The 23,541-nt window shown below is 74.8% G+C and carries 21 protein-coding genes; 8 read left to right on the top strand and 13 right to left on the bottom strand.

The window, feature by feature from the left end:
- Positions 1–91: 91 nt before the first annotated feature.
- Positions 92–1,162 (bottom strand): hypothetical protein, encoded by a 1,071-nt coding sequence (locus tag ACI782_RS23535; RefSeq protein WP_456912536.1) that lies wholly within the window; start codon positions 1,160–1,162, stop codon positions 92–94.
- A 114-nt stretch (positions 1,163–1,276) separates the two neighbouring features.
- On the opposite strand from ACI782_RS23535, the gene ACI782_RS23530 reads away from it, so the two are divergent.
- The 3 genes from ACI782_RS23530 (at position 1,277) to leuS (ending at position 7,206) form a co-directional block, all read left to right on the top strand.
- A complete protein-coding gene (locus ACI782_RS23530) occupies positions 1,277–2,206 on the top strand; it encodes an LLM class F420-dependent oxidoreductase (RefSeq protein ID WP_456912535.1) in 930 nt (309 codons plus the stop codon).
- Between the two features lie 162 nt (positions 2,207–2,368).
- Entirely contained in the window at positions 2,369–4,072 is a 1,704-nt protein-coding gene (locus ACI782_RS23525) for a glycoside hydrolase family 5 protein (RefSeq protein WP_456912534.1), read from the top strand.
- 242 nt (positions 4,073–4,314) lie between these two features.
- Positions 4,315–7,206 (top strand): leucine--tRNA ligase, encoded by a 2,892-nt coding sequence (leuS, locus tag ACI782_RS23520; protein ID WP_456912533.1) that lies wholly within the window; start codon positions 4,315–4,317, stop codon positions 7,204–7,206.
- A gap of 57 nt (positions 7,207–7,263) precedes the next feature.
- On the opposite strand, the gene lipB is transcribed toward leuS, so the two are convergent.
- Together lipB and ACI782_RS23510 are read right to left on the bottom strand one after the other, a co-directional pair.
- Entirely contained in the window at positions 7,264–7,911 is a 648-nt protein-coding gene (gene lipB / locus ACI782_RS23515; RefSeq protein WP_456912532.1) for a lipoyl(octanoyl) transferase LipB, read from the bottom strand.
- 22 nt (positions 7,912–7,933) lie between these two features.
- Positions 7,934–8,668, bottom strand: a complete 735-nt coding sequence (locus ACI782_RS23510; protein WP_456912531.1) for a Type 1 glutamine amidotransferase-like domain-containing protein — start codon at positions 8,666–8,668, stop codon at positions 7,934–7,936.
- A 360-nt stretch (positions 8,669–9,028) separates the two neighbouring features.
- On the opposite strand from ACI782_RS23510, the gene ACI782_RS23505 reads away from it, so the two are divergent.
- A complete protein-coding gene (locus ACI782_RS23505; RefSeq protein ID WP_456912530.1) occupies positions 9,029–10,648 on the top strand; it encodes a protein kinase domain-containing protein in 1,620 nt (539 codons plus the stop codon).
- Positions 10,649–10,650: 2 nt separating this feature from the next.
- Here ACI782_RS23505 and ACI782_RS23500 read toward each other — a convergent pair whose 3' ends face one another.
- The 3 genes from ACI782_RS23500 to lpdA form a co-directional block, all read right to left on the bottom strand.
- Complete coding sequence (locus ACI782_RS23500; RefSeq protein ID WP_456912529.1) at positions 10,651–11,559, bottom strand: TIGR01777 family oxidoreductase; 909 nt, start codon at positions 11,557–11,559, stop codon at positions 10,651–10,653.
- A 72-nt stretch (positions 11,560–11,631) separates the two neighbouring features.
- Entirely contained in the window at positions 11,632–13,491 is a 1,860-nt protein-coding gene (gene sucB, locus ACI782_RS23495; protein ID WP_456912528.1) for a 2-oxoglutarate dehydrogenase, E2 component, dihydrolipoamide succinyltransferase, read from the bottom strand.
- Positions 13,492–13,539: 48 nt separating this feature from the next.
- On the bottom strand, positions 13,540–14,919 hold the full coding sequence (gene lpdA / locus ACI782_RS23490; protein ID WP_456912527.1) for a dihydrolipoyl dehydrogenase: 1,380 nt from the start codon (positions 14,917–14,919) through the stop codon (positions 13,540–13,542).
- A gap of 156 nt (positions 14,920–15,075) precedes the next feature.
- Between lpdA and ACI782_RS23485 the strand changes: the two genes are divergently transcribed.
- Positions 15,076–15,423 carry an oxidoreductase gene (locus ACI782_RS23485; protein ID WP_456912526.1) on the top strand — a complete coding sequence of 116 codons (348 nt, stop codon included), beginning with the start codon at positions 15,076–15,078 and terminating at the stop codon, positions 15,421–15,423.
- 184 nt (positions 15,424–15,607) lie between these two features.
- Here the strand turns inward: ACI782_RS23485 and ACI782_RS23480 are convergent, their stop codons facing one another.
- Entirely contained in the window at positions 15,608–17,116 is a 1,509-nt protein-coding gene (locus ACI782_RS23480) for a leucyl aminopeptidase (RefSeq protein WP_456912525.1), read from the bottom strand.
- A gap of 315 nt (positions 17,117–17,431) precedes the next feature.
- On the opposite strand from ACI782_RS23480, the gene gcvT reads away from it, so the two are divergent.
- Entirely contained in the window at positions 17,432–18,550 is a 1,119-nt protein-coding gene (gcvT, locus tag ACI782_RS23475; RefSeq protein WP_456912524.1) for a glycine cleavage system aminomethyltransferase GcvT, read from the top strand.
- A gap of 18 nt (positions 18,551–18,568) precedes the next feature.
- Here the strand turns inward: gcvT and ACI782_RS23470 are convergent, their stop codons facing one another.
- Genes ACI782_RS23470 through ACI782_RS23455 form a run of 4 tightly spaced genes read right to left on the bottom strand, consistent with a single transcriptional unit; the run spans position 18,569 to position 20,856 of the window.
- Positions 18,569–19,735 (bottom strand): YihY/virulence factor BrkB family protein, encoded by a 1,167-nt coding sequence (locus tag ACI782_RS23470; protein WP_456912523.1) that lies wholly within the window; start codon positions 19,733–19,735, stop codon positions 18,569–18,571.
- A gap of 1 nt (position 19,736) precedes the next feature.
- On the bottom strand, positions 19,737–20,012 hold the full coding sequence (locus ACI782_RS23465; protein WP_456912522.1) for a DUF4235 domain-containing protein: 276 nt from the start codon (positions 20,010–20,012) through the stop codon (positions 19,737–19,739).
- Complete coding sequence (locus tag ACI782_RS23460) at positions 20,009–20,422, bottom strand: DUF3618 domain-containing protein (protein ID WP_456912521.1); 414 nt, start codon at positions 20,420–20,422, stop codon at positions 20,009–20,011. Before ACI782_RS23460 ends, ACI782_RS23465 begins: the two co-directional genes overlap by 4 nt.
- Complete coding sequence (locus tag ACI782_RS23455; RefSeq protein ID WP_456912520.1) at positions 20,419–20,856, bottom strand: phage holin family protein; 438 nt, start codon at positions 20,854–20,856, stop codon at positions 20,419–20,421. The genes ACI782_RS23460 and ACI782_RS23455 overlap by 4 nt, the downstream gene beginning before the upstream one ends.
- A 120-nt stretch (positions 20,857–20,976) precedes the next feature.
- On the opposite strand from ACI782_RS23455, the gene ACI782_RS23450 reads away from it, so the two are divergent.
- Positions 20,977–21,189 (top strand): hypothetical protein, encoded by a 213-nt coding sequence (locus tag ACI782_RS23450; RefSeq protein ID WP_456912519.1) that lies wholly within the window; start codon positions 20,977–20,979, stop codon positions 21,187–21,189.
- Positions 21,190–21,239: 50 nt separating this feature from the next.
- Here ACI782_RS23450 and ACI782_RS23445 read toward each other — a convergent pair whose 3' ends face one another.
- Both ACI782_RS23445 and ACI782_RS23440 read right to left on the bottom strand, forming a co-directional pair.
- Positions 21,240–22,223: an aldo/keto reductase family protein gene (locus tag ACI782_RS23445; protein WP_456912518.1), complete on the bottom strand. Its 984-nt coding sequence runs from the start codon at positions 22,221–22,223 to the stop codon at positions 21,240–21,242.
- Positions 22,224–22,325: 102 nt separating this feature from the next.
- Positions 22,326–22,934, bottom strand: a complete 609-nt coding sequence (locus ACI782_RS23440; protein ID WP_456912517.1) for a DUF3043 domain-containing protein — start codon at positions 22,932–22,934, stop codon at positions 22,326–22,328.
- A 146-nt stretch (positions 22,935–23,080) separates the two neighbouring features.
- On the opposite strand from ACI782_RS23440, the gene ACI782_RS23435 reads away from it, so the two are divergent.
- Positions 23,081–23,428, top strand: coding sequence for a HesB/IscA family protein (locus ACI782_RS23435; protein ID WP_456912516.1), 348 nt, complete (start codon positions 23,081–23,083; stop codon positions 23,426–23,428).
- Positions 23,429–23,541: the final 113 nt, after the last annotated feature.

Here is a 23,541-nt window from a genome sequence, read left to right as displayed (position 1 = left end):
CCACCCACCCCACCCCCCCCCCCCCCCCCCCCCCCCCCCCCCCCCCCCCCCCCCCCCCCGCCGGCCCGCCCCCCCGCGGTCGGAGACGGTGTCAGGGCTGCTGGTCGCGGGGGCCGGCGGTCGGGCCCTGGCCCTGGGCGCCACCACCGGAGGTGTACGGCTCCGGCGTGGTGTCCTCGGGCGGCGTGGGCAGGTCCGGGCCGTCGCCCTCGACGAGCTGCGCGTCGCGGACGCCCATGTCCGACTCCTCCGGGGAGGCGTCGCCCGGGGTGTCCTGGGCCGTGGAGACGGTCTTGCCGGAGTTGCTCGGTGAACTGGGCACGGGGTCCTCCCGGTAGCTGGGCACGGGACCGTCGCCGGTGGGGGCGGGGGTCCACAGGTCGTCGTTCCTCTGGCGCCGGAGGACGGCGAAGGCGACCGCGCCGATCGCGAGCACGGCGAGCACCCACGGCCAGCGGCGGGGCTCGGGCTCCAGGCCCACCGTCCGCTTGGCCTTCGTCGTCGTCCTGGCCGCCTTCTTCTCCAGGGCGCGCCGCTTCTTGGCCGCCTGCTTCCTGGCCTTGACCGTGGTGGCGGTGAGCTCCTCCCGTCGGACCTCGAGCTGCTCCATGGCGTTGTGCAGGCCGGCGGCGATGGAGTCGCGGGTGTGCTCCAGCACCGGGCTGACCGACTCGCGGGCGGCCAGGACCTTCGGCGCGGCGTAGGCCAGGGTGGCCGCCTGGGCGGCGGTCAGCCGGGGGACGACGTCCTTCTCGAGCGCCTTGTGCGCGGCCTCGCGGGCGGCCTCCACCCGCGGGGCGAGGTCGGCGGCGGCCCTGGTGGCGGCGGCCTGCGCCGCGGTGACCGCCGAGGTGACGCGGGGGACGGCGGCCTCGTAGCGCGGGGACAAGGCCTCACGGGCGGCCTCCACCCGCGGGGTGATGGCCTCGCGGGCCGCCTCCACCGCCGGTGCCGCCACCGCCACCGCGGCGGCCACCTTGGGCGCGACGGCGAGCTTCGCCGCGTCGAGGGCCGGGCCGGTCGCCCCCCGGGCGGCCTCGACGCGCGGTCCGAGCTGTTCCGCCGCTGCCCGGCCCGCCTCTGCCACCGCCGTCCCGATGTGGCTGAAGCCCTCGTGGAGTTCCTCGCCGATGATCTGGCCGTGCGTCTTCTTGCGGAACACGAGATGCACCTCCGGTTGATCGTGTCGCGGCCATCCTGCCCGCTCGTCGCGGCGGGCACACCCCGGAGCGATCTCCCGGCGGCGGCCCGGGAGTGGCGTCGATAGCGTCACCGGGTGCAGCTACGCATCTTCACCGAGCCCCAGCAGGGAGCCACCTACGACGACCTGCTCGCCGTCGCGCGGCGGACCGAGGAGACCGGCTTCGACGCCTTCTTCCGCTCCGACCACTACCTGACGATGGGCGGGGACGGCCTGCCGGGCCCGACCGACGCCTGGGTGACCCTCGCCGGGCTGGCCCGCGAGACCAGCCGGATCCGGCTCGGCACGCTGATGTCGGCGGCGACGTTCCGCCTGCCCGGTCCGCTGGCCATCGCCGTGGCGCAGGTCGACCAGATGAGCGGCGGCCGGGTCGAGCTCGGCATCGGCGCGGGCTGGTACGAGGCCGAGCACCGGGCCTACGGCATCCCGTTCCCCGAGCTGGGGGAGCGGTTCGACCGGTACGAGGAGCAGCTCGCCGTCATCGCCGGGCTCTGGGGGACGCCGACGGGGGAGACGTTCGCCTTCGCGGGGGAGCACTACCGGGTCAGCGACTCGCCGGCGCTGCCCAAGCCGGTGCAGGAGGGCGGCGTCCCGATCCTGGTCGGCGGGCGGGGCAAGCGGCGCACGCCGCGGCTGGCGGCACGGTACGCGGCCGAGTTCAACGTCCCCTTCGCCTCGGTCGAGGAGAACGCGGCGCTGTTCGCCGGGGTCCGCGAGGCCTGCCAGGAGGCCGGTCGCGACCCCGCCTCCATGGTTTTCAGCTCCGCCCTCGTGCTCTGCGTGGGGCGGGACGAGGCCGAGCTGGCCCGCCGGGCGGCCGCCATCGGCCGGGAGGTGGACGAGCTGCGCGAGCACGGGGCGGCCGGCACCCCGGCCGAGGTCGTCGACGTCCTGGGCCGCTACGCCGAGGCCGGCGCCACCCGGTGCTACCTGCAGGTCCTCGACCTCGCCGACCTCGACCACCTGGACCTGGTGGCCGCGGAGGTGGCGCCGCAGCTGGGCTGACCGCCCGCTGCAGTCGCCGTACCGGAACGGGGCTGCGGGGGCCGACCTCAGGTCGAGGTCGAGCCCCGGCGGCCCGCTTCCCCCAGGTCAGGGACTCCCCGGCGGGCGCGGCGGCGGCTAGCGTCGGTCCCGGCACCCGCCGACGAACGAGGAGGACCGCCCGTGCGGAGCAGGACCCGACGCCGTCCCGGCCGTCGCAGGGCCGGGTTGGTGATGGTCCCGCTGCTGTTCGCCGGGGCCTGCACCGCCGAGCGGGAGCGCGAGGCGGAGCCGGGGTCGTTCGTGCGGGCCGAGGGCAACGGGCTGGTCCTGGACGGCGAGCCGGTGCGGCTGCAGGCGGTCAACTTCTCCAACGACTACCACCGCGACCTCGACGCCTCGGACCTGCTCGACTCCCCGCACCACGCGGAGGAGGACTTCGCCCGCGTGGCGGAGATGGGCTTCACCGACGTCCGCTTCGCCTTCGACGGCGACTGGTACGCGCAGGACCGCGAGGTCTTCTTCGAGTGGCTCGACCGCAACCTGGACTGGGCCAGGGAGCACGGGGTGCGGCTGGTGCTGGACCTGCACACCCCGATCGGCGGGTTCTGGCTGGACCCCACCAGCGACGCGGTCAGCTTCGACGTCTGGACCGACCCCGAGGTCCGCGAGCAGAACGTGGCGATGTGGCGGGACATCGCCGAGCGGTACGCCGACGACCCCACCGTCGCCGCCTACGACCTGTTCAACGAGCCGGTCACCGTGGACTCCGACGGGCAGCAGTGGCGGGACCTCGCGGCCGACCTGGTCGGCGCCGTCCGGGCGGTGGACCCCAACCACCTGCTCGTGGTCGGCTCGCTGTACGGCGTCGACGGCCGCTACGGCACCGACGGTCTGGACCCGCACTTCCTCGTCGACGACGACAACGTCGTCTACGACTTCCACTTCTACGAACCCATCGACTACACGCACCAGTACGCCGCCTGGGTGGAGGGACCGATCCAGGACGGCGGCGCCTACCCCGAACCCGACACGATCCTGCCGACCGGCGAGCGGGTGCTGCTGCCCGGCAGCGGCCTGGCCACGCCGCCGCTGGCCGCGGGCACCACCGACTGGCGGCTGTACGACAGCGGCGTCGTGACCATCGACGCCCCGGCGGCCGTGGCGGCCATGCCGCTGGTCATCGCCGGCGGCGGGATGACCGGCACGGCGGTGTTCGACGCCGTCACCGTCACCGAGCACGGCCCGGACGGCGCGGTGCTGCGCGAGGTGGTGGCCGATCCCCTCGACCCCGACGGCACCCTGGACTGGTACTCGTGGTCCAGCGGCGGGGACGGGGCGGCGACACGGTTCGAGCGGCTCCCCGCGGGGGTGGAGGACGGCGCCAGCCTCGCCGTCGCCGACGCGCCCGCCGGTGAGGAGGCCGTCGCGGGCTGGAGCAACGACGGCCACCTGTTCCCGGTCACCCCGGGCAACAGCTATCGCGTGCAGGGCTGGATGCGCGGCGAGGGCGTCGGCGGGGCCGGCGCGGCCACCATCCAGCTCGACGTGTACGGCGAGTCGCCCGGCGCGGCCGGGGGCGGCTTCCTCGGCCGCGACCGGGCCTACCTCGAGCACGCGATGGAGCAGCACCTGCGGTTCGGGCGCGAGAACGACGTCCCGATGTCGGTGATGGAGTTCGGCGTGGTGCGCCAGGCCTTCGAGGTGCCGGGCAAGGGCGGCGACCGCTGGGTCGCCGACATGCTCGCGCTGCTCGAGGAGAACGACCTGAGCTTCGCCTACTGGGAGTACCACGGCAGCCAGATGGGCATCCACCTGACCTCGGAGGGGCCGCCCGGGGAGCCCAACACCGCGCTGCGGGACGTGCTGGAGCGCGAACTGGCCTGACGACGGCCCGGCGTCACCCGGTGGCCGTCGCGTCGGTGAGCGGGATGAGGTGCCCGCCCGCTGCCCACCCCGTGCACGGCCCCGGTGCAGGGCGGACGCGCGGTAGGATCGTCGTCGTGACCGGCCGGCTCCTCCTTCTCTGGCCGTGCTGACCTGACCGTCTCGAGTCAGCACGGCGACCCCTCCTCTGTGAGGGGTCTTTTCACGTCCGCCGCCGGTACGAGTCCCCGGGAGCACGAACGATGAGCCAGACGGCCAGCCAGCCGACGACCGAACCCGCCGGCGAGGGCGTCCCCCCGTACCGGTACACTCCGGCGCTGGCGCAGCAGATCGAGCTCGCGTGGCAGGACCGCTGGGCGGCCGAGGGGACGTTCCACACCCCGAACCCGACCGGCCGGCTCTCCGCGGGCTTCGAGCGGGTCGCCGACCGGCCCAAGTGCTTCGTCATGGACATGTTCCCGTACCCCTCGGGTGCGGGCCTGCACGTCGGGCACCCGCTGGGCTACCTGGGCACCGACGTGACCAGCCGGTTCCGCCGCATGGACGGCGACAACGTGCTGCACCCCATGGGCTACGACGCCTTCGGCCTGCCCGCCGAGCAGTACGCCGTCCAGACCGGGCAGCACCCGCGGATCACCACCGAGGCCAACATCGCCGCGATCAAGGCGCAGCTGCGCCGGCTGGGCGTCGACCACGACGACCGCCGCAGCTTCGCCACGATCGACCCGGGCTACTACAAGTGGACCCAGTGGATCTTCCTGCAGATCTTCGGGTCCTGGTTCGACGAGTCCGCGGGCAGGGCGCGGCCGATCGACGAGCTGGTCGCCGAGCTGGACGCCGGCACGCGGGAGCCGGCCCCGGGCACGAACGACACCGGCCGGCCGTGGGCCGAGCTGGACGACGTCGAGAAGCGCAAGGTCGTCGACGCCCACCGGCTGGCGTACCTGCACCAGGCGCCGGTGAACTGGTGCCCCGGGTTGGGCACGGTGCTGTCCAACGAGGAGGTCACGCCCGACGGGCGCTCCGAGCGCGGCAACTTCCCGGTGTTCCGGCGTCCGCTGACCCAGTGGATGATGCGGATCACCGCCTACGCCGACCGGCTGCTGGCCGACCTGGACCGGCTGGACTGGTCGGACTCGCTGAAGCTGATGCAGCGCAACTGGATCGGCCGCTCGACCGGTGCACGGATCCGGTTCGGCTGCGGGGACGAGACTATCGAGGTCTTCACGACCCGACCGGACACCCTGTTCGGCGCCACCTACATGGTGGTGGCGCCGGAGCACCCGCTGGTCGACGCGCTGACCGCGGCCGCCTGGCCCGAGGACGCCGACCCCCGCTGGACCGGTGGGGCCGCGAGCCCGGCCGAGGCCGTCGCCTCCTACCGGCGCGAGGCGTCCCGCCGGTCGGAGTTGGAGCGGCAGACCGAGGGCCGCGACAAGACCGGCGTCTGGACGGGCGCGACCGCGGTCAACCCGGTCAACGGCCGCGAGCTGCCGGTGTTCGTCGCCGACTACGTGCTGATGGGGTACGGGACCGGCGCGATCATGGCGGTGCCCGGTGAGGACACCCGCGACTTCGAGTTCGCCGAGAAGTTCGGGCTGCCCGTCGTCCGCACCGTCCAGCCGCCCGAGGACTTCGACGGCGGCGCGTACACCGGTGCCGGCCCGATGATCAACTCGGCCAACGACGAGATCTCGCTGAACGGCCTGGACAAGGCCACCGCGATCGCGACGATCACCGACTGGCTGGTCGAGCACGGGCACGGCGAGGCGACGACCACCTACAAGCTGCGCGACTGGCTGTTCAGCCGGCAGCGCTACTGGGGCGAGCCGTTCCCGATCGTCTACGACGAGAACGACCTGCCCGTCGCCGTCCCGACGTCGATGCTGCCGGTGCTGCTGCCCGAGGTCGACGACTACTCGCCGAAGACGTTCGACGACGACGACGCCGACTCCGCGCCCGAGCCGCCGCTGTCGCGGGCCACCGACTGGACGACGGTCGAGCTGGACCTGGGCGACGGGCCGCGCAAGTACCGGCGGGAGACCAACACGATGCCCAACTGGGCGGGGTCGTGCTGGTACTACCTGCGCTACCTGGACCCGGCGGACGACGAGCGGATGGTCGACCCCGAGAACGAGCGCTACTGGCTGGGCCCGCGCGAGCCCGGGGACGTCGGCGGGGTGGACCTGTACGTCGGCGGCGTGGAGCACGCGGTGCTGCACCTGCTGTACGCGCGGTTCTGGCACAAGGTGCTGTTCGACCTGGGCCACGTGTCCAGCGAGGAGCCGTTCCGGCGGCTGGTCAACCAGGGCTACATCTCGGCCTACGCCTACACCGACGAGCGCGGCTTCTACGTGCCCGCCGCTGACGTCGTGGAGCAGGACGGGCATTTCCTCTACGAGGGCAAGCCGGTCAACCGTGAGTACGGGAAGATCGGCAAGAGCCTGAAGAACATGGTGACGCCCGACGAGATGATCGGTCAGTACGGGGCCGACACCTTCCGGGTGTACGAGATGTCCACCGGCCCGCTGGAGCAGTCCCGGCCGTGGGAGACCAAGGCCGTGGTCGGTTCGCAGCGGCTGCTGCAGCGGATCTGGCGGGTGGTCGTCGACGAGGAGACCGGCGCGGTCCGTGCCGCGGACGACCTGGACCCCGCGGAGGAGACCCTCCGGGCGCTGCACCGGGCGATCGCCGGCGTGCGGGACGGCATGTCGACGCTGCGGTTCAACATCGCCGTCGCGCGGATCACCGAGCTGACCAACCACCTGACGCAGGCCTACGGCGCCTCCTCGCCGGTGCCGCGGTCAGTGGCCGAGCCGCTGGTGCTGATGGTGGCCCCGCTGGCGCCGCACATCGCCGAGGAGCTGTGGTCGCGGCTGGGCCACGACGCGTCGCTGGCGTGGGCGCCGTTCCCGGTGGCGGACGAGCGCTGGCTGGTCGAGGACACCGTGCAGGTCGCCGTCCAGGTGAACGGCAAGGTCCGCGCGCAGGTGACCGTGCCGGCCGACGCCGACGCCGCGGCGCTCGAGGCAGCCGCGCGGGGCGACGAGAAGGTCGCCGGGCACCTGGCCGGCAAGACGGTGCGCCGGGTGATCGCCGTCCCCGGGCGGCTGGTCAACTTCGTCGTCGGCTGAGCGGGGTCCCCTCCGCGGTCGTCCCTCCGGGGCGGCCGCGCAGGCGGCGCCGCGGCCTCAGGCTGCGGGGACCTCGGCGGGGGTCAGCACGCGGCGCATCGCGGCCTCGACGGCGTCGATCACCTGCGCGACGGCCACGTCGCGGCCCAGTTCGGCGCTCAGCGAGGTGGCGCCGGCGTCGACGATGCCGCACGGGATCATGTTGCTGAACGCGGCCATGTCGGGGTCGCAGTTGAGCGCGAACCCGTGCATCGTCACGCCGCGCGCCACCCGGACGCCGATGGCCGCCACCTTCCGGTCCGGGCCGCGACCGTCCGCGCGCACCCACACGCCGCTGCGCCCCTCGACCCGCTCGGTGGCCAGACCCAGGCCGGCGCACACCTCGATGAGGGCCGCCTCGAGGCGACGGACGTGGGCCACCACGTCGACCGGGTCGGCCAGCCGGACGATGGGGTAGCCGACCAGCTGACCCGGGCCGTGCCAGGTGATCTTGCCGCCGCGGTCGACGTCGATGACCGGCGTGCCGTCGAACGGACGCTCGTGCGGCTCGGTGCGCTTGCCGGCGGTGTAGACCGGCGGGTGCTCCAGCAGCAGGAGGGTGTCGGGCGCGGTGCCCTCCACGACGCGGGCGTGCAGCTCGCGTTGCCGCGCCCACGCCTGCTCGTAGTCGATCAGACCCAGCCGGAGGACCTCGAGCGCGCTCACGGCGTCCACCCTAAGCCCGTGCTCAGCGCAGCCGCCGGGGCTCGAGGGGGGTCTCGACGACGGCGCCGTCCGGCCCGCGCTCCACGCGGTGGGCGGCCTTGCCCGGCCGGTCGGCGACGGCCTCCACCAGCTCGGCGCCCCGGTAGACCAGCCCCACCCCGTCGTCGGTCGCGTGCCCCGGCGGGAGCGTGCCGTCGGCCACCAGCCGGTGGTAGAGCGGGCGGCGCTGCTCCTCGCTGTCGTAGTGCACGCCGTTGGACGTGGGGATCAACCCCAGCCCGTTGGTGACCGGGCGCAGGTCGGGGCCGAAGGAGTCGGTGGTGCCGCCCACGTGCCAGCACAGCGACCCGGCGGACACCCCGCCGAGGACGACGCCGGCCTCCCACACCTCCCGGAACACCTCGTCGAGGCCGTGCACCCGCCACACCGCCAGCAGGTTGGCCACGCTCCCTCCGCCGACCCAGACGACGTCCTGGGCCAGCAGGTGGGCGCGCACGTCGGGCACCGTCGGCATCGTGAACAGGCTGAGGTGGCTGACCTCGACGCCGCTGCCCGCGAAGGCGCCGTAGACGCCGGCCAGCCGCACCGGGTCGTCGCCGGTGGCGGTGCCCAGGTAACACAGCCGGGGCCGCTCCGGCGCCCCGGCGAGCTCGAAGGCGAGGTCGAACACCGGCCCGGGCGCCCAGTCGTAGGGCCCTCTCCCGCGCGAGTCGAAGCCGATGCTCGTGGCCAGGATGGTCGGTGCGGTGGCGGGCACGGTCGGGCAGCTCCTCGCGGGAACGGACGGGCGCGGTCTCCCGAACCTAGGCCGGTCCGCCGTCCGGTGCGCCGCCGGGCAGGGGGCCGGTCAGTGCCGGAAGCCATCGGCACCGGGAGGCGCTGGCGCTGCTCGCCGCCGACACGGTCCGCCGAGCCGCGCAGCAGGAGTTGTCCTGAGCCGCCCGTAGCCGACCACCGCGCCGATCCGGCGACGTTCCACGAACTCCGCGGACGGGGTTCTCTGCCACCGCCGGATCGGCTCCCCGCCAGTGTCGCCCCCACAGGCGGCGGCCGCACACACGGGGCGCCTGTGGACGACGCCGGCGGGCACGGTGCCGCACCGCCTACGGTGCCCGCCATGCCGACGCCCTCGCCCCTCCCCGCGCGCGGTCCCGCCGACGCCCCGATCGTCCCGGGCTACCGGCTCGAGCAGCTCCTGGGCCGCGGCGGGTTCGGGGAGGTGTGGCGGGCGGTGCCGCGCGGTGGCGGCGACCCCGTCGCGGTGAAGGTCCTCGTCGCCGGCGATCCCGAGCGGCAGGCCCGCGAGGCGGCCCTGCTCGGCGAGCTCGACCACCCGCACCTGGTGCGGCTCGTGGAGGTGGTGCACCAGCCCCGCCGCGGCGGGCAGTCGCGCGTAGCCCTCGTGCTCGACCTGCTGGCCGGAGGCAGCCTCGCCGCGCTGCTCGCCCGGCGGGGGAGGCTGCGCCCGGGGGAGGTCGTCACCGCGGTCGCACCGGTCGCGGCGGCGCTGGCGCACGCCCACGACCGCGGGGTGGTGCACGGCGACCTGTCGCCCGGCAACATCGTCTTCACCGGGGAGGGCCGGCCCGTCCTCACCGACCTCGGGGTGGCCCGGGTCCTGGGGGAGGACGCCGCGGGTGAGGTCACCCCCGCCTACGTCGACCCCACGGTGGCCCGCGGTGGCGCGCCCGGCCCGGCGTCGGACGTCTTCGGCGTGGCCGCGGCGGCGTTCCACGCGCTCACCGGCGTCGCGCCGTGGAACGCCGCCACCCCGGCCGACACGCTGCGCGTCGCCGCGGACGGGCACCTGCCCGACCTCGCCGAGCTGGCGCCGGACACCCCGCCGGAGCTCCGGGCGGTCATCGCGCGGGGCCTCTCGACCGAGCCGCACGAGCGCGGGTCGGCCGCGGCGTTCGCCCTCGACCTGCGACACGCCTGCCGGCCCGAGCCGGTGCGGCTGCCGGCGCCCGGGGTCGCCGACGAGGACCTGGGGCGGACCGGCCGGGGCCCGCGGACGGAGCTGACGCACCAGGTCCCCGGCCGGCACCGCCGCCCGCCCGAGCCGGAGGTGCCCGCCGGCCGGGGGGCTCGGGTCCTCGGCGCCGTCCGTGCACGGCTGGGAGCCGGCGGTGCGCCGGCCCGGGTGGGAGGCGCCGCCGTCGTCGCCGCCGCCGTCCTCGCCGTGGTGGTGTGGCTCGGCGGGTCGTGGGGTGAGCAGACGGGGTCCTCCCCGGCGGCCCCGGCGGAGCTCACCGGCCGGGCGGCGGCGTCGGACCCGACGGCGGAGCCGCCGCCGGCCGGAGAGTCGCCGGCGGGTGACGGGACGCCGCGCCCCGCGTCGGCCGAGGAGTGGACGGCGGTGCTGGCCGAGCTCTACGCCGCGCGAGCCGCGGCGTTCCGGACCGGGTCGGCCGACCTGCTCGACCGGGTCCACGTCACCGACAGCGCCCTGCTGGCCGCCGATCGGGACAGCGTGACGGCGCTGACGGCGGCGGGGGAGCGGCTGCGCGGCTTCGCTCCGGTGGTCGTGCGGGTGTCGCTCGTGACGGAGCCGGCGCAGGGCGAGGTGACGCTGGACGTCGTCGACCGGTGGCCGGCGTACGAGGTGGTCGGGGCCGAGCAGCAGGAGGGCCTGGCCCTGCGGTCGGTGGCGGGGCGCGGTGAGGCGACGGTGCGGATGGTGCTGCGGGAGACCGACGGCGGCTGGCGGATCGAGCGCGCGGAGCGGACCGCGTGAGCTCAGCCCCGGTCGAGTGCCGCGCGCAGGGCCGACTCGAGGTCGCCGTGGGTCCAGCCGAAGCCCGCGGCCCGCAGCTTCGCCGGGACGGCCCGCTGGCCGGCCAGCACGCCGGTGCGCCCGAACTCGCCCAGCGCCAGGGAGAGCGCCAGGCGCGGGACCGGCAGCACGGCCGGCCGGTGGACGACGCGGGCCAGCTCCCGCACGAACTCGGCGTTGGTCACCGGGGTGGGCCCGGTGAAGTTGACCGGGCCGGAGACGTCGGCCGTGAGCAGGAACCGGATGGCCGCGACCTCGTCGACGAGGCTGATCCACGGCCAGTACTGCCGGCCCGACCCCATCCGGCCGCCCAGGCCGGCGCGGAAGACCGTCCCGAGGATCGTCACCAGCGGGGCGCCGCGACCGACCACGAGGCCCGTGCGCAGGTGCGCCACGCGGACACCGGCATCGGCCGCCGGTGTTGTCGCCGCCTCCCACTCGACGCAGAGCCGGGCCAGGAAGTCGCTGCCCGGGGGCGCGTCCTCCTCCACCGTGCGGTCGCCGGTGTCGCCGTAGTAGCCCACCGCGGAGGCCGACAGCAGCACCCGCGGGCGGCCGGGGTCGGCCACGGCGGCGTCGGCGAGCGCCCGGCTGAGCGTGTCGGTGCTGTCCAGGCGGCTGGTCCGCAGCTGCTCCTTGTAACCCGACGTCCAGGGGCGGGGACGGATCGGCGTTCCGGCGAGGTTGACCACCGCGTCGACGTCGGCGAGCAGCGCCGGGTCGATCCGCCGGTGCTGGGGGTCCCACCGGTGCTCGTCGGCGGTCCGCGGCGTGCGCCGGACCAGCCGCAGGACGTCGTGACCGTCCCCGCGCAGCAGCGGGACCAGGTGGGAGCCGATCAGCCCGGAGGAGCCGGTGACCGCGACCTTCATCTGTCTCCTCCAGGCCCGGGGGCGGAACGCGATCGGGGCCCCGGCGATCGCCGGGGCCCCGATCGGTGCGGATCAGGCGAGGCCGAGCTCGCCGTGGAACTGACCGGCCTCCAGCCGCTCCTTGACCGTTCCGAGGAAGCGGGCGGCGTCGGCGCCGTCGACGATCCGGTGGTCGTAGGTCAGCGCCAGGTAGACCATCGACCGGACCGCGATGACCTCACCGAGGTCGGGGTCCTGGACGACGACCGGGCGCTTGACCACGGTGCCGGTGCCCAGGATGGCGACCTGCGGCTGGTTGATGATCGGCGTGTCGAACAGCGCGCCCCGGCTGCCGGTGTTGGTCAGCGTGAACGTGCCGCCACCGAGCTCGTCCGGGGTCACCTTGTTCGTGCGGGTCCGCTCGGCCAGGTCGGCGATCTTGCGGGACAGGCCGCCGAGGCTCAGGTCCCCGGCGTCCTTGATGACCGGCACCAGGAGCCCCCGCTCGGTGTCCACCGCGATGCCGAGGTTCTCGGAGTCGTGATAGGTCACCGTGCCGGCCTCGAGGTCGATCGAGGAGTTCACGGCCGGGTGGGCCTTGAGTGCCTCGACCGCCGCCTTGGCGAAGAACGGCAGGAAGGACAGCTTGACGCCCTCGCGGGCCTCGAAGTCCCGCTTGGCCCGGTCCCGCAGCCGCGCGATCGCGGTGACGTCGGCCTCGACCACCGTGGTCAGCTGGGCGCTGACCGCCAGGGACTCGACCATCCGCCGGGCGATGACCGACCGCAGCCGGGAGAGCTTCTCGGTCCGGCCGCGGAGCGACGTGTCCGGCATGGCCGCGGGGGAGGGCTTCGGCGCGGCCCGCCCGGCCGCCGGAGCGGCCTCCGCGGCAGGCGCGGCGGCCTGCTCGGCGGCGGCGAGCACGTCCTGCTTGCGGATCCGGCCGCCGACGCCCGTCCCCGAGACCGAGGACAGGTCCACGCCGCGCTCGGCGGCCAGGCGACGGACCAGCGGGGTGACGTACTGGCCACCGCCGTCGCCACCGGCCGCCGGAGCCGGGGCGGTCGGCGCCGACGGCGTCGACGGGGCGGACGCCGGGGCCTGCGGAGCCACCGCGGCCGCGGGGGAGGGCGCCGACGTCGGGGACTCGGCGGGCAGCGCGCCGCTGGAGCCGTAGTCCGCGCCGGGGGTCTCGGTGGCCGGCTTCGCCGTCTCCGGCTCCTGCGGACGGGGCTCGGGCTGCTGGGCGGGCGCCTCCGGAGCCGCGGGAGCCGGCGCGGGGGCACCGCCACCGGAGGCGCCGGCCGCCCCGATCACCGCCAGCTCGGCGCCGACCTCCACGGTCTCGTCCTCGTTGACCGAGATGGACAGCAGCGTGCCGGAGACCGGCGCCGGGATCTCGGTGTCGACCTTGTCGGTGGAGACCTCGAGCAGCGGCTCGTCCGCGGTGACCTCGTCGCCGACGGACTTCAGCCAGCGGGTCACCGTGCCCTCGGTGACGCTCTCGCCGAGCGCCGGCATGGTCACCGGGGTGCCCTCGCCACCGCCCTGGGCCCCACCGCCCTGGGCGCCGTCGCCGGAGGCCTGCGCGGGCGCCGGCGCGGCCGGCTGGGCCTCCTGCTGGGGCTCCGGAGCCGCCTCCTGGACCTGGTCGACCGGGGTCTGCGGCGCGGTGTCGGCGTCCTCGGCCGACGCGGGACCGCCGGCGCCGGCGCCGTCCCCGCCGATGATCGCCAGCTCGGCGCCGACCTCGACGGTCTCGTCCTCGGAGACGAGGATCTTGGTCAGGACGCCCGCCGCCGGCGACGGGATCTCGGTGTCGACCTTGTCGGTCGACACCTCCAGGAGGGGCTCGTCAGCCTCGACCTGCTCACCCTCCTGCTTGAGCCATCGAGTGACCGTGCCCTCGGTGACGCTCTCGCCCAGGGCGGGCATGGTGACGGACGTCGGCATCGGGGGAGGGCTCCTTCGCGCGCTGGGTGGGTGTGGGGTGGATCAGGGTCAGCCGTGGACGTGCAGGGGCTTGCCGGCCAGCGCCAGGTGCGCCTCGCCGAGCGCCTCGCTCTGCGTCGGGTGCGGGTGGATGAGGCTGGCGACGTCGTCGGCCTCGGCCTCCCAGTTGTAGATGAGCTGGGCCTCGGCGATGAGCTCGCCGACCCGGCTGCCGACCATGTGCACACCGACGACCGGGCCGTCGACGGCCTGGACGAGCTTGACGGCGCCGGCGGTCTTCAGGATCTGGCTGCGGCCGTTGCCGCCGAGGTCGTAGTTCAGGACCTTGACCTCGCCGTACTTCTCCTTGGCCTGCGCCTCCGTGAGCCCGACGGAGGCCACCTCCGGGTCGGAGTAGGTGATCCGCGGGACGCCGGCGTAGTCGATCGGCGCGGGGTTGAGCCCGGCGAGCCGCTCGGCGACGAGGATGCCCTCGGCGAAGCCGACGTGGGCCAGCTGCAGGGTCGGGATCAGGTCGCCGACGGCGGAGATGGTCGGCACATTGGTGCGGCAGTACTCGTCGACGAGGACGAAGCCGCGGTCCATGGCCACGCCGGCCTCCTCGTAGCCGAGGCCCTGGCTGACCGGGCCGCGGCCGACGGCGACGAGCAGCAGCTCCGCCTCGTACTCCTTGCCGTTCTCCAGCGAGACCTTGACGCCGTTCTCGGTGCTCTGCACGCCGGAGAAGCGGCTGCCGAGCTCGAACCCGATCTTGCGGCGGCGGAAGGCGCGCTCCAGGAGCTTGGAGGAGGCCTCGTCCTCCAGCGGGACCAGGTGCGGCAGGGCCTCGATGATGGTCACGTCGACGCCGAAGGACTTCCAGGCGCTGGCGAACTCGCAGCCGATGACCCCGCCACCCAGGATGATCGCCGAGGCGGGCACCCGGTCCATGACCAGGGCGTGGTCGCTGGTGATGACCCGCGAGCCGTCGATCTCCAGGCCGGGCAGCGACCGGGCGTAGGAGCCGGTGGCCAGCAGGACGTGCTTGCCCTCGTAGCGCTGCCCGTTGGCCTCGACGGCGGTCGGGGAGACCAGCCGGCCCTCGCCCTCGACGTAGGTGATCTTGCGGCTCTTGATCAGGCCCTGCAGGCCCTTGTAGAGCCGGGAGATGACCCCGTCCTTGTAGCTGTTGACGCCGTCCATGTCGATGCCGGCCAGGGAGGTCTTCACGCCGAACTGCTCGCCCTCGCGGGCCAGGTCGGCGACCTCACCGGCGTGCAGCAGCGCCTTGGTCGGGATGCAGCCTCGGTGGAGGCACGTGCCGCCGACCTTGTCGCGCTCGATCAGGACGACGGACATGCCCAGCTCGGCCGCCCGCAGCGCGGCGGCGTAGCCACCCGAGCCACCACCGAGGATGACCAGGTCGGCGGGCGAGGTGGGTGCGCTCACGAGATCTCCTCGAATGCCGGTGTCCCGCCCGTGCACACGGGCGGGGGATGGTCCGGGGCTCATCCTGCCACTCCGGGAACGCGGAGGCTGAGAGCACCGTTGCCAGCGCGGACGTCGCGGTGCGAGGCGGACCGCCTCGGGACACGAGGAGGACGGATGGGGCTGTTCGGGCGCAAGCGCAGCCGGGCACGGCGGGGCGACGGGAGCCGGCCCGCGACGCTGGACCGCGGCGCCGCGCGGGCGGACCTGGCCCACCTGGAGCAGTTCGTCGCGACCCGTCACGGTGTGGAGGGGTACGTCGAGCCGCGCACCGCGGTCACCGAGACGACGATCGTGCTGGTCGCCGCCGACGGCGAGTGGACCCGCCGGCGGATCGACGGCCCGGACACCGCCCGCCGACTGTCCCGCGACCTCGGTGTCCCGGTGTACGACGCGCAGGTCACCGGCTACCCGCAGCGCATGCGCGACTGGTCGAAGGACCACCGTCCCCCCACCACTCGCTAGTCGAAGGACCCCGTCCTCCTCACCCCTCGCAGGCTCGGGGCGAGCTCCGGGACGGGGCCGACGGTGGCCGATCGAGCGCGACGCCCGCGGCTGAGCGGCACCGCGACGAGCGGCGCCGGGACGACCCGGGCCCCCACGGGCAGGGGCGGCCGCGGCCCGGGGTCCCGGGCCGCGGCCGGCGTCGTCACTCGGCGATGAGGTCCTCGATCGTGGCCAGCAGCGTGCGCACGGGGACGCCGGTGCCGCCCTTGGGCGTGTAGCCCCACGGCGCCCCGGTGTTGTAGCTGGGCCCGGCGATGTCGATGTGCGCCCACGGCAGCCCCGCCGGCACGAACTCGGCCAGGAAGTGGGCGCCGACGAGCATGCCGCCCATCCGGTCGAGGTTGGCGTTGACGAAGTCGGCGACCGGGGAGTCGATGCCCTTGCGCAGCTCGGCGGGCATCGGCATCGGCCACATCGGCTCGCCGCTGCGGCGGCTGGCGGCCACGACGGCGTCCCGCAGGTCGTCGCTGCCCATGACGCCCGCGGTGCGGGTGCCGAGCGCGACCAGCTGCGCCCCGGTGAGGGTGGAGGTCTCCAGCAGGTGGTCCGGGGAGTCCTCGGCGGCGCGCGAGATCGCGTCGGCCAGCACGACCCGGCCCTCGGCGTCGGTGTTGGTGATCTCCGCCTTCTTGCCGTTGCGGAAGGTCACCACGTCGGCCGGCCGGTAGGCGGTGCCGCTGGGCAGGTTCTCCGCGATCGGCACGGTGGCGGTGACCTCGACCGGCAGGCCGAGCTCCGCGACGAGGCAGACGGTGGCGATCACGGCGGCGGCGCCGGCCATGTCGCTGGTCATGTGGTGCATGTTCAGCGCCGGCTTGATCGACAGCCCGCCGCTGTCGAACGTGATGCCCTTGCCGACGAGCGCGATCTTCTTGCGCGCCTTCTTGCCGGAGTAGGTCAGCCGCAGCAGGCGGGGCTTGCGCACCGAGCCGCCGCCGACGGCGAGGATGCCGCCGTAGCCCCCGGCCGCCAGGGCCGCCTCGTCGAGCACCTCCACCTTCAGTCCCGCCTTCTTCCCGGCGGCGGCGCCGCGGTCGGCGAGCTCCGCGGGGAACAGGTCGTTCGGCGGGGTGTTCACCAGGTCGCGGACCAGGGTCACCGCGTCGGCGACGGCCCGGGCGCGGCCCAGTGCGCCGCGCGCGCTCCCGGCGTCGGGCACGACGACGGTGAACTCCCGCGGCGGGGTGGGCCGGCCGTCGAGGGCGGACTTGTAGGCGGTGAACTCGTAGGCCCCGAAGAGGTGCCCCTCGCCGACGGCGTGCAGGCGCAGGTCGTCCGGCGTCCCCCCGACGGCGGCGAGCAGGCTGACGACCGAACCGCGGCCGGTCAGGGCGCGGCTGGCCGCGCCCGCGGCCCGGCGGACCGCCTCGGCGGGGTAGCCGCCGGCGGTCTCCGGGGCGCCCAGACCCACGGCGGCGACCACCGGGAACGGCCCCTGGCCGAGGGAGGCCACGCGGGTCACCTCGTCCTCGCCGCCTCGAGCACCCAGGTCGGCCAGCGCCGGCAGCAGCCGGCCGCCGAGCAGCCGGTCCACGGCCTCGGCGCCGGGCGTGGACAGCGGGCCGTCGGGCCCCTTGCCGACGCCGACGACGACGGCGTCGGCGGAGAGCTTCTCGAGCGGGCGGTCGGTGGCGGTGATCGTCGGCGGCACCGTTCGATCCTAGAAGGACCCCCTCGCCCCCCACGCCTCGCAGGCTCGGCGCGGGCCCCTGCGAGGGGGCCGCCTACCCCCGCGCCGTTCACAGGCGCACGGTGGGCCCTGCAGGAGGGCCGCCCTCGCCCCTCACGCCTCGCAGGCTCGGCGCGGGCCCCTGCGAGGGGGGCCGCTCCTGCCCCCCGCACCGGTCACAGGCGCACGGTGGGCCCCTGCAGCAGGGCCGCCCTCGCCCCGCGTGCCTCGCAGGCCCGGCGCGGGCCCCCGCGATGGGGCCGCCCGGTGCCTGCGACGAGCGCTAGCGTGCCGACCGTGACCCCGCGGACCTCACCCTTGCACGAGCGGCACCTCGCGGCCGGCGCCAAGATGGCCGACTTCGGCGGCTGGACGATGCCGATCGAGTACGCCGGCGGTGGCGTGCTGGCCGAGCACGGCGCCGTCCGGACCGGGGTGGGGCTGTTCGACGTCTCGCACCTCGGGACGGTCACGGTGCGCGGCCCCGGGGCGGCCGCTTTCGTCGACTCCTGCCTGACCAACGACCTGTCCCGCATCGGCCCGGGCCAGGCGCAGTACACGATGTGCTGCCTGCCGGACGGCGACCCCCGGGCCGGCGGCGTCGTCGACGACCTCATCGTCTACCTGCACGGGCCGGACGACGTCCTGCTGGTGCCGAACGCCGCGAACGCCGCCGAGGTGGTGGCCCGGCTGACCGACGCCGCACCGGCGGGCGTGACCGTCACCGACCGGCACACCGAGGTCGCCGTCCTGGCCGTCCAGGGGCCGAAGTCGGCGCAGGTGCTGTCGTTCCTCGGCCTGCCCGGCGAGCTGCCCTACATGTCCTTCGTGACCGGCACCGGCGGCGGGCACACCGAGGTGACGGTGTGTCGCACCGGCTACACCGGCGAGCACGGCTACGAGCTGCTGGTCCCCGCCCAGGAGGCCGGCGAGCTGTGGGACGTGCTGGTCGACGTCGGCCGGGACGAGGGGCTGCGGCTGTGCGGCCTGGGCGCCCGGGACACCCTGCGGACCGAGATGGGCTACCCGCTGCACGGGCACGAGCTCTCGCCCGAGATCACCCCCGGCCAGGCCCGCGCCGGCTGGGCGGTCGGGTGGCGCAAGCCGGCGTTCTGGGGGCGCGAGGCGCTGGTGGCGGAGAAGGAGCGGGGGCCGGCGCGCCTGCTGTGGGGCCTGCGGGCGACCGGCCGGGGGATCCCCCGATCCGGCATGGCGGTGGTGGACTCCCGCGGCGCCCGGATCGGGGAGGTCACCAGCGGGACGTTCTCCCCGACGCTGCGGGCCGGCATCGCGCTCGCGCTGCTGGACGCCGCCGCCGGCGTGGCCGAGGGCACCGAGGTGGCCGTGGACGTGCGCGGGCGGCCGCAGGCCGTCGAGGTCGTGCGGCCGCCCTTCGTGCCCTCGCACGTGCGCTGAGGGCCCCGGCCTCGCCGGTCACCTGCGGGTCGGGTCCTTGTCCTCCTTGGTGGGCTCGGGCCGCTCGGGGAGCGTGTCGGCCACGACCGCGTCGCGCTCGCCCATCGGCCGCGGTTCCCCGGCCGTGGTGTCCTGCGCCGTCTGGTGCTCGGCCTCGGAGTTGATCTCCGCCCCGAGCAGGACGAGGTAGCAGGTGAGGTAGAGCCACAGCATCAGGACGATGACGCCGGCGATGGCGCCGTAGGTCTTGTTGTAGGACCCGAAGTTGTCGACGTAGAAGCTGAACCCCACGCTGACGATCGCCCAGGCGACGGTGACGACGATCGAGCCGAGACTGACCCAGCGCAGCCGCGGCGCGTCGCGGTCCGGGGCCACCCGGTACACGACGGCCAGTCCACCGGCGAAGACGCCGAGCAGCAGCACCCACCGGACCACCTGGGCGAGGACCGTCCCCACCACCCCCAGGGGCAGCGCCTCGAGCACCGCCGGGACGACGGCGACCAGGGCGAACGCGACCAGCACGAAGACGATGGCGCCGAAGGTCAGCAGGAGCGAGACCGCCTTCTGCTTGACGAAGCCGCGGGTCTCCACCTCGTCGTAGGCCAGGTTCACCGCCGTCATCAGGTTGCCGACACCGCCGGAGGCGCTCCACAGCGCGGCCAGGATGGACACGATCAGCCCGACGGTCAGCGCGCCGCCGCTGTTCTGGACGACGGCGTTGAGCTGGGTCCCGATGGTGTCCGAGGCGCTCTCCGGCAACTGCGCCGAGAGGTCCTCGACCTGCTGGGCCACCGTCTCCGGAGAGGCGACCAGGCCGTACAGCGAGATCGCGGCGATCAGCGCGGGGAAGATCGCCAGGAAGCCGAAGAAGGCCACGCCGCCGGCGATGATCGGCATGTTGTCGGCCTTGTTCTCCGCCCAGGCCCGCTTGACGATCTGCTTCCAACCGCGCAGCGGGATCTGGGTCGGCTTCTCCGCGCCGATGCCGGGCAGCGACTGCTCGTCGAGGCCGCCGTGCGACCGGGGAGCAGGGGCGGGGCCGGTGCCCCGCCCGACGCCCTGCCCGCCGTCCTGCCCGGCGGGTTGCCGGGCGGCCTCGGCGGCGGCCGCCCGGCGTGCCGCCTTCTCCTCGACCCGCTGGCGGATGCGGTCGACCGCGCTGTCGTGGGATCGCGTGCCGGACACGTCAGTCGCCCGGCCAGTTGCCGGTCAGCTTGGTGAACCCGCGGGCGCCCAGCCGGTCGATGGCGGCCTTGGTCGCCGCGAAGATCGCGCCCTGCAGGGCCGCCGCCAGGACGACCTCGCGCATCCGGTACTCGCTCTGCAGCGCGTCGGGCGCGTCCTCCTCGTGCGAGACCCGTTTCCACACCTGCTTGAAGATCGTCCCGGAGACGACACCGGCGAGGATGCCGCCGAGCAGGCCGATCGGCCGGTAGGCGAGCTTGGCTCCCTTGCTGCTCACTTCGTCCTCCTCGCGGCCCGGCGGGCCCTCCTGGTGGTCTTCCTCGCCGCCTTCCGGGCGGCGGCCCGCGCCGCGGCGCGGCGGGCGGCGAGCTGCTTGGCGGCCCGCTTGGCCTCGCGCTTCGCGCGGCGGACGTCCCGCGTGCGGCGTCGCCACACCAGCACGCCGAGGAGGGCGACCACCGCGGCGCCGGCGCCGATGACCGCGGGCGGGCTCTCCCGGTAGGTCTCGACGGCGGTGTCCCGGGCGCGGAAGGCACTCTCCTTGGCGCGGGACGGGACGTCGAGGCGGTGCGACAGCTCGTCGACGGTGCGGCTGAGCTGCTCGCGGGTGGCCTCGATGTCGGCCTTGATGGCGTCGGGGTCGCGGGGCGTGGTGTCGCCCGCCCCGGAGCCGACAGGGGTGCTCACCGTCGTGCACTCTCCTTCACCGTCGCGATGTCGGCCTTGGTGCTCGCGATGGCCTGGGTCGGCACCGGCGGCGTGGCGGACTGCACGTCCTTCTTCCCGATCAGGGCCAGGACGCCGGCGACGACGAACAGCACCACCGCGACGATCAGCGCCGCCGCCCAGGCGGGCAGCGCGAGGTCCAGCAGGAGGATGGCGGTGGCCACCAGGGTCGCGGTGCCGAGGAAGGCGAACAACCCGGCACCACCGAACAGGCTCGCACCCACGCCGAGGCGCTTGGCCTTCTCCGTGACCTCGGCCTGGGCCAGGCGGGCCTCGTCGCGGACGAGGCGCGAGATCTGCTCGGTGAGCTGGCCGACGAGCTGTCCGGTCGAGGCGTCCTCCGGGGCGGGTGGGGGTGCGGTCGCGCGGCTCGCGCCCGCGGTGGGCTGGGTCATCGGTCCTCCGGTCCTGGTCTGGACGGTCGATGACCTCACATGCCCGCGACGCTCGCCGAGGTAACCCGCGGCCCGGGTGGCACTCCGGGAACGGCCGGCCGGGTCACTAGCCTCGGCGGCATGGGCTGGTACTGGCGACTGGAGGACCCCTCGGGGGCGGAGGTCGACCCGGCGTCGGTGGGCGTCGAGATCCCGGACTCGGAGAACCAGGGCGACGCGGAGTCGTGGCTGGGCGAGCACTGGCGGGTCCTGCTCGAGCGCGGTGTGGCCACGGTCACCCTGTTCGACGGCGACCAGGAGGTCTACGGCCCGATGGGGCTCGCCGCCACCTGATGCGGAGTGGGAGCGACGCGCTCTCCGCGCCCTCCCACTCCGCAGGCGGCTCAGCCGCGGGCGGTCCTCGCCGGGTCGCGCTCGACGACGTCGCCGAGCACCTCGTCGATCCGTGCCAGGACGTCGGCGTCCAGCCGCACCCCGGCGGCCCGGACGTTGTCCTGCACCTGCTCCGGTCGCGTGGCGCCGATGATCGCCGCGGCCACGTTCTCGTTCTGCAGCACCCAGGCGACCGCGAGCTGCGCCATGGACAGCCCCAGGTCCTCGGCGATGGGCCTCAGCCCCTGCACGGCGGTGAGGACGTCGTCCCGCAGGAACCGCTGCATGGACCCGCCGGCGTCCGCGTGCCCGCCGCGGCTGTCGGCCGGGGGCTGCCGGCCGGGCAGGTACTTGCCGGTGAGCACGCCCTGGGCCAGCGGCGACCACACGACCTGGGACAGCCCCTCCTTCTCGGAGGTGGGGACGACCTCGTCCTCGATGACCCGCCACAGCATCGAGTACTGCGGCTGGTTGCTGATGAGCTGGACGCCGAGGTCGCGGGCCAGGGCGGCGCCGGCGGCGATCTCGTCGGCGCGCCACTCCGAGACGCCGATGTAGAGCACCTTGCCCGCCCGCACCAGGTCGGCGAAGGCGGTCATCGTCTCCTCCAGCGGCACCGTGGGGTCGTACCGGTGCGCCTGGTAGAGGTCGACGTAGTCGGTCTGCAGGCGGCGCAGGGACGCGTGGCAGCTCTCCACGACGTGCTTGCGGCCCAGGCCGCGGTCGTTCTGGCCGGGGCCCGTGGGCCAGTAGACCTTGGTGAAGACCTCCAGGCCCTCGCGGCGCTGCCCGGCCAGCGCCCGGCCGAGGACCGACTCGGCGCGGGTGCCGGCGTAGACGTCGGCGGTGTCGAACGTGGTGATGCCGGCGTCGAGGGCGGCCCGCACGCAGGCGTGCGCGGCGTCCTCCTCGACCTGGCCGCCGTGGGTCAGCCAGTTGCCGTAGGCGATCGCGGAGATGGTGAGGCCGGAACGGCCCAGTCGTCGGAATTCCACGGGCCCCGACGCTAGCGACCCCGTCCCGGGCGGCCCCGTCCAGAGGCTCGCCGAGCCTGCGAGCGGTGAGGAGGACGGGGTCCTTCTGGTGGCCGGGGGCCGTCAGACCTCGGCGCCCAGGGCCACGTCGGGCTTCGGGAACCGCCAGCGGCGGATCATCGTGGCCCGGCTGACGCCGTACCAGACCAGCCCGCGCATCCTGTGGTCCTGGTTCGGGAAGCGCTCGAGCACCTTCTTCTTGATCCGCCGGCCGAGGAAGACCGAGTCGACGATGATCACCAGGAAGAAGAGGAACCACACGAACACCGTGTAGCTCTGCACCGCGGGGCTGGGGATGAAGTAGCCCACGAGCACCAGTGCGGCCACGACGAGGAAGAAGCTGCCGGCGTTGCGCCGGGCGTCGACGACGTCGCGCACGAGCTTGCGCACCGGCCCGCGGTCCCGGGCGGGCAGGTAGCTGTCGTCGCCGCGCAGCGCACCGGCTCGCGCGGCGGTGCGCTGGGAGGCCTGCTGCTCGCGCATGCGCTTGTAGGCCTCCTTGCGCGTGGTGGGAGGCGGCGGGGGAGGGCCGGGACGGCGTCCCTGGGCCTCGCTGCGCTTGGGCGTGGGCCGGCCCTTGCCGGAGGCCTTCACCAGCTGGGCGGTCAGGTCGGCGTCGGCGGCTGGCGCGGTCTCGGCGCGGTCCTTGCGCCCGGGCAGGCGGAACTTCACGCCCCTGAGTCTACGTGTGACCTCGCCCGCTCCCGGCCCGCGCCGGTCCCTGCGCCGTACAGTGGGAAGACGCTCCGCTCCGGCGGTGTTGACCTGCTGCAGGACGTGCCGCAGCAGGCACCCTCGAACGTGGGAGGACAACCAACATGACGGTGCAGGACACCGCAGCGACCGGCGTGATCCTGAGCGACCCCGCCGCCGCGAAGGTCAAGGCGCTGCTGGACCAGGAGGGCCGCGACGACCTGCGGCTGCGCATCGCCGTCCAGCCCGGCGGCTGCTCCGGCCTGCGCTACCAGCTCTTCTTCGACGAGCGCTTCCTCGACGGCGACCAGACCTACGAGTTCAACGGTGTCGAGGTCATCGTCGACCGGATGAGCGGTCCGTACCTCGGCGGTGCGGTGATCGACTTCGTCGACACGATCGAGAAGCAGGGCTTCACGATCGACAACCCGAACGCGCAGGGCTCCTGCGCCTGCGGCGACAGCTTCCACTGAGCGCGGCGTAGCGCCGGGAACGCGACGGTGCCCGGTCCCTCTCGAGGGACCGGGCACCGTCTCTCTCGCGGTCTTCCGGACCGCACCACGGCCAGGGGCCGTCCCCCGCGCCG

Source organism: Geodermatophilus sp. SYSU D00703 (assembly GCF_054050155.1).
The sequence above is the reverse complement of the archived record's forward strand: the minus strand, read 5'-3'. Positions and strand labels throughout refer to the sequence as shown.

What these genes read in the sequence shown, in the direction of transcription:
- ACI782_RS23450 (WP_456912519.1), top strand. Translation starts at nt 20,977, where the DNA reads ATGGGCTGGTACTGGCGACTGGAGGACCCCTCGGGGGCGGAGGTCGAC.
- leuS (WP_456912533.1), top strand. Translation starts at nt 4,315, where the DNA reads ATGAGCCAGACGGCCAGCCAGCCGACGACCGAACCCGCCGGCGAGGGC.
- ACI782_RS23435 (WP_456912516.1), top strand. Translation starts at nt 23,081, where the DNA reads ATGACGGTGCAGGACACCGCAGCGACCGGCGTGATCCTGAGCGACCCC.
- ACI782_RS23455 (WP_456912520.1), bottom strand. Translation starts at nt 20,856, where the DNA reads ATGACCCAGCCCACCGCGGGCGCGAGCCGCGCGACCGCACCCCCACCC.
- ACI782_RS23505 (WP_456912530.1), top strand. Translation starts at nt 9,029, where the DNA reads ATGCCGACGCCCTCGCCCCTCCCCGCGCGCGGTCCCGCCGACGCCCCG.
- sucB (WP_456912528.1), bottom strand. Translation starts at nt 13,491, where the DNA reads ATGCCGACGTCCGTCACCATGCCCGCCCTGGGCGAGAGCGTCACCGAG.
- ACI782_RS23485 (WP_456912526.1), top strand. Translation starts at nt 15,076, where the DNA reads ATGGGGCTGTTCGGGCGCAAGCGCAGCCGGGCACGGCGGGGCGACGGG.
- ACI782_RS23500 (WP_456912529.1), bottom strand. Translation starts at nt 11,559, where the DNA reads ATGAAGGTCGCGGTCACCGGCTCCTCCGGGCTGATCGGCTCCCACCTG.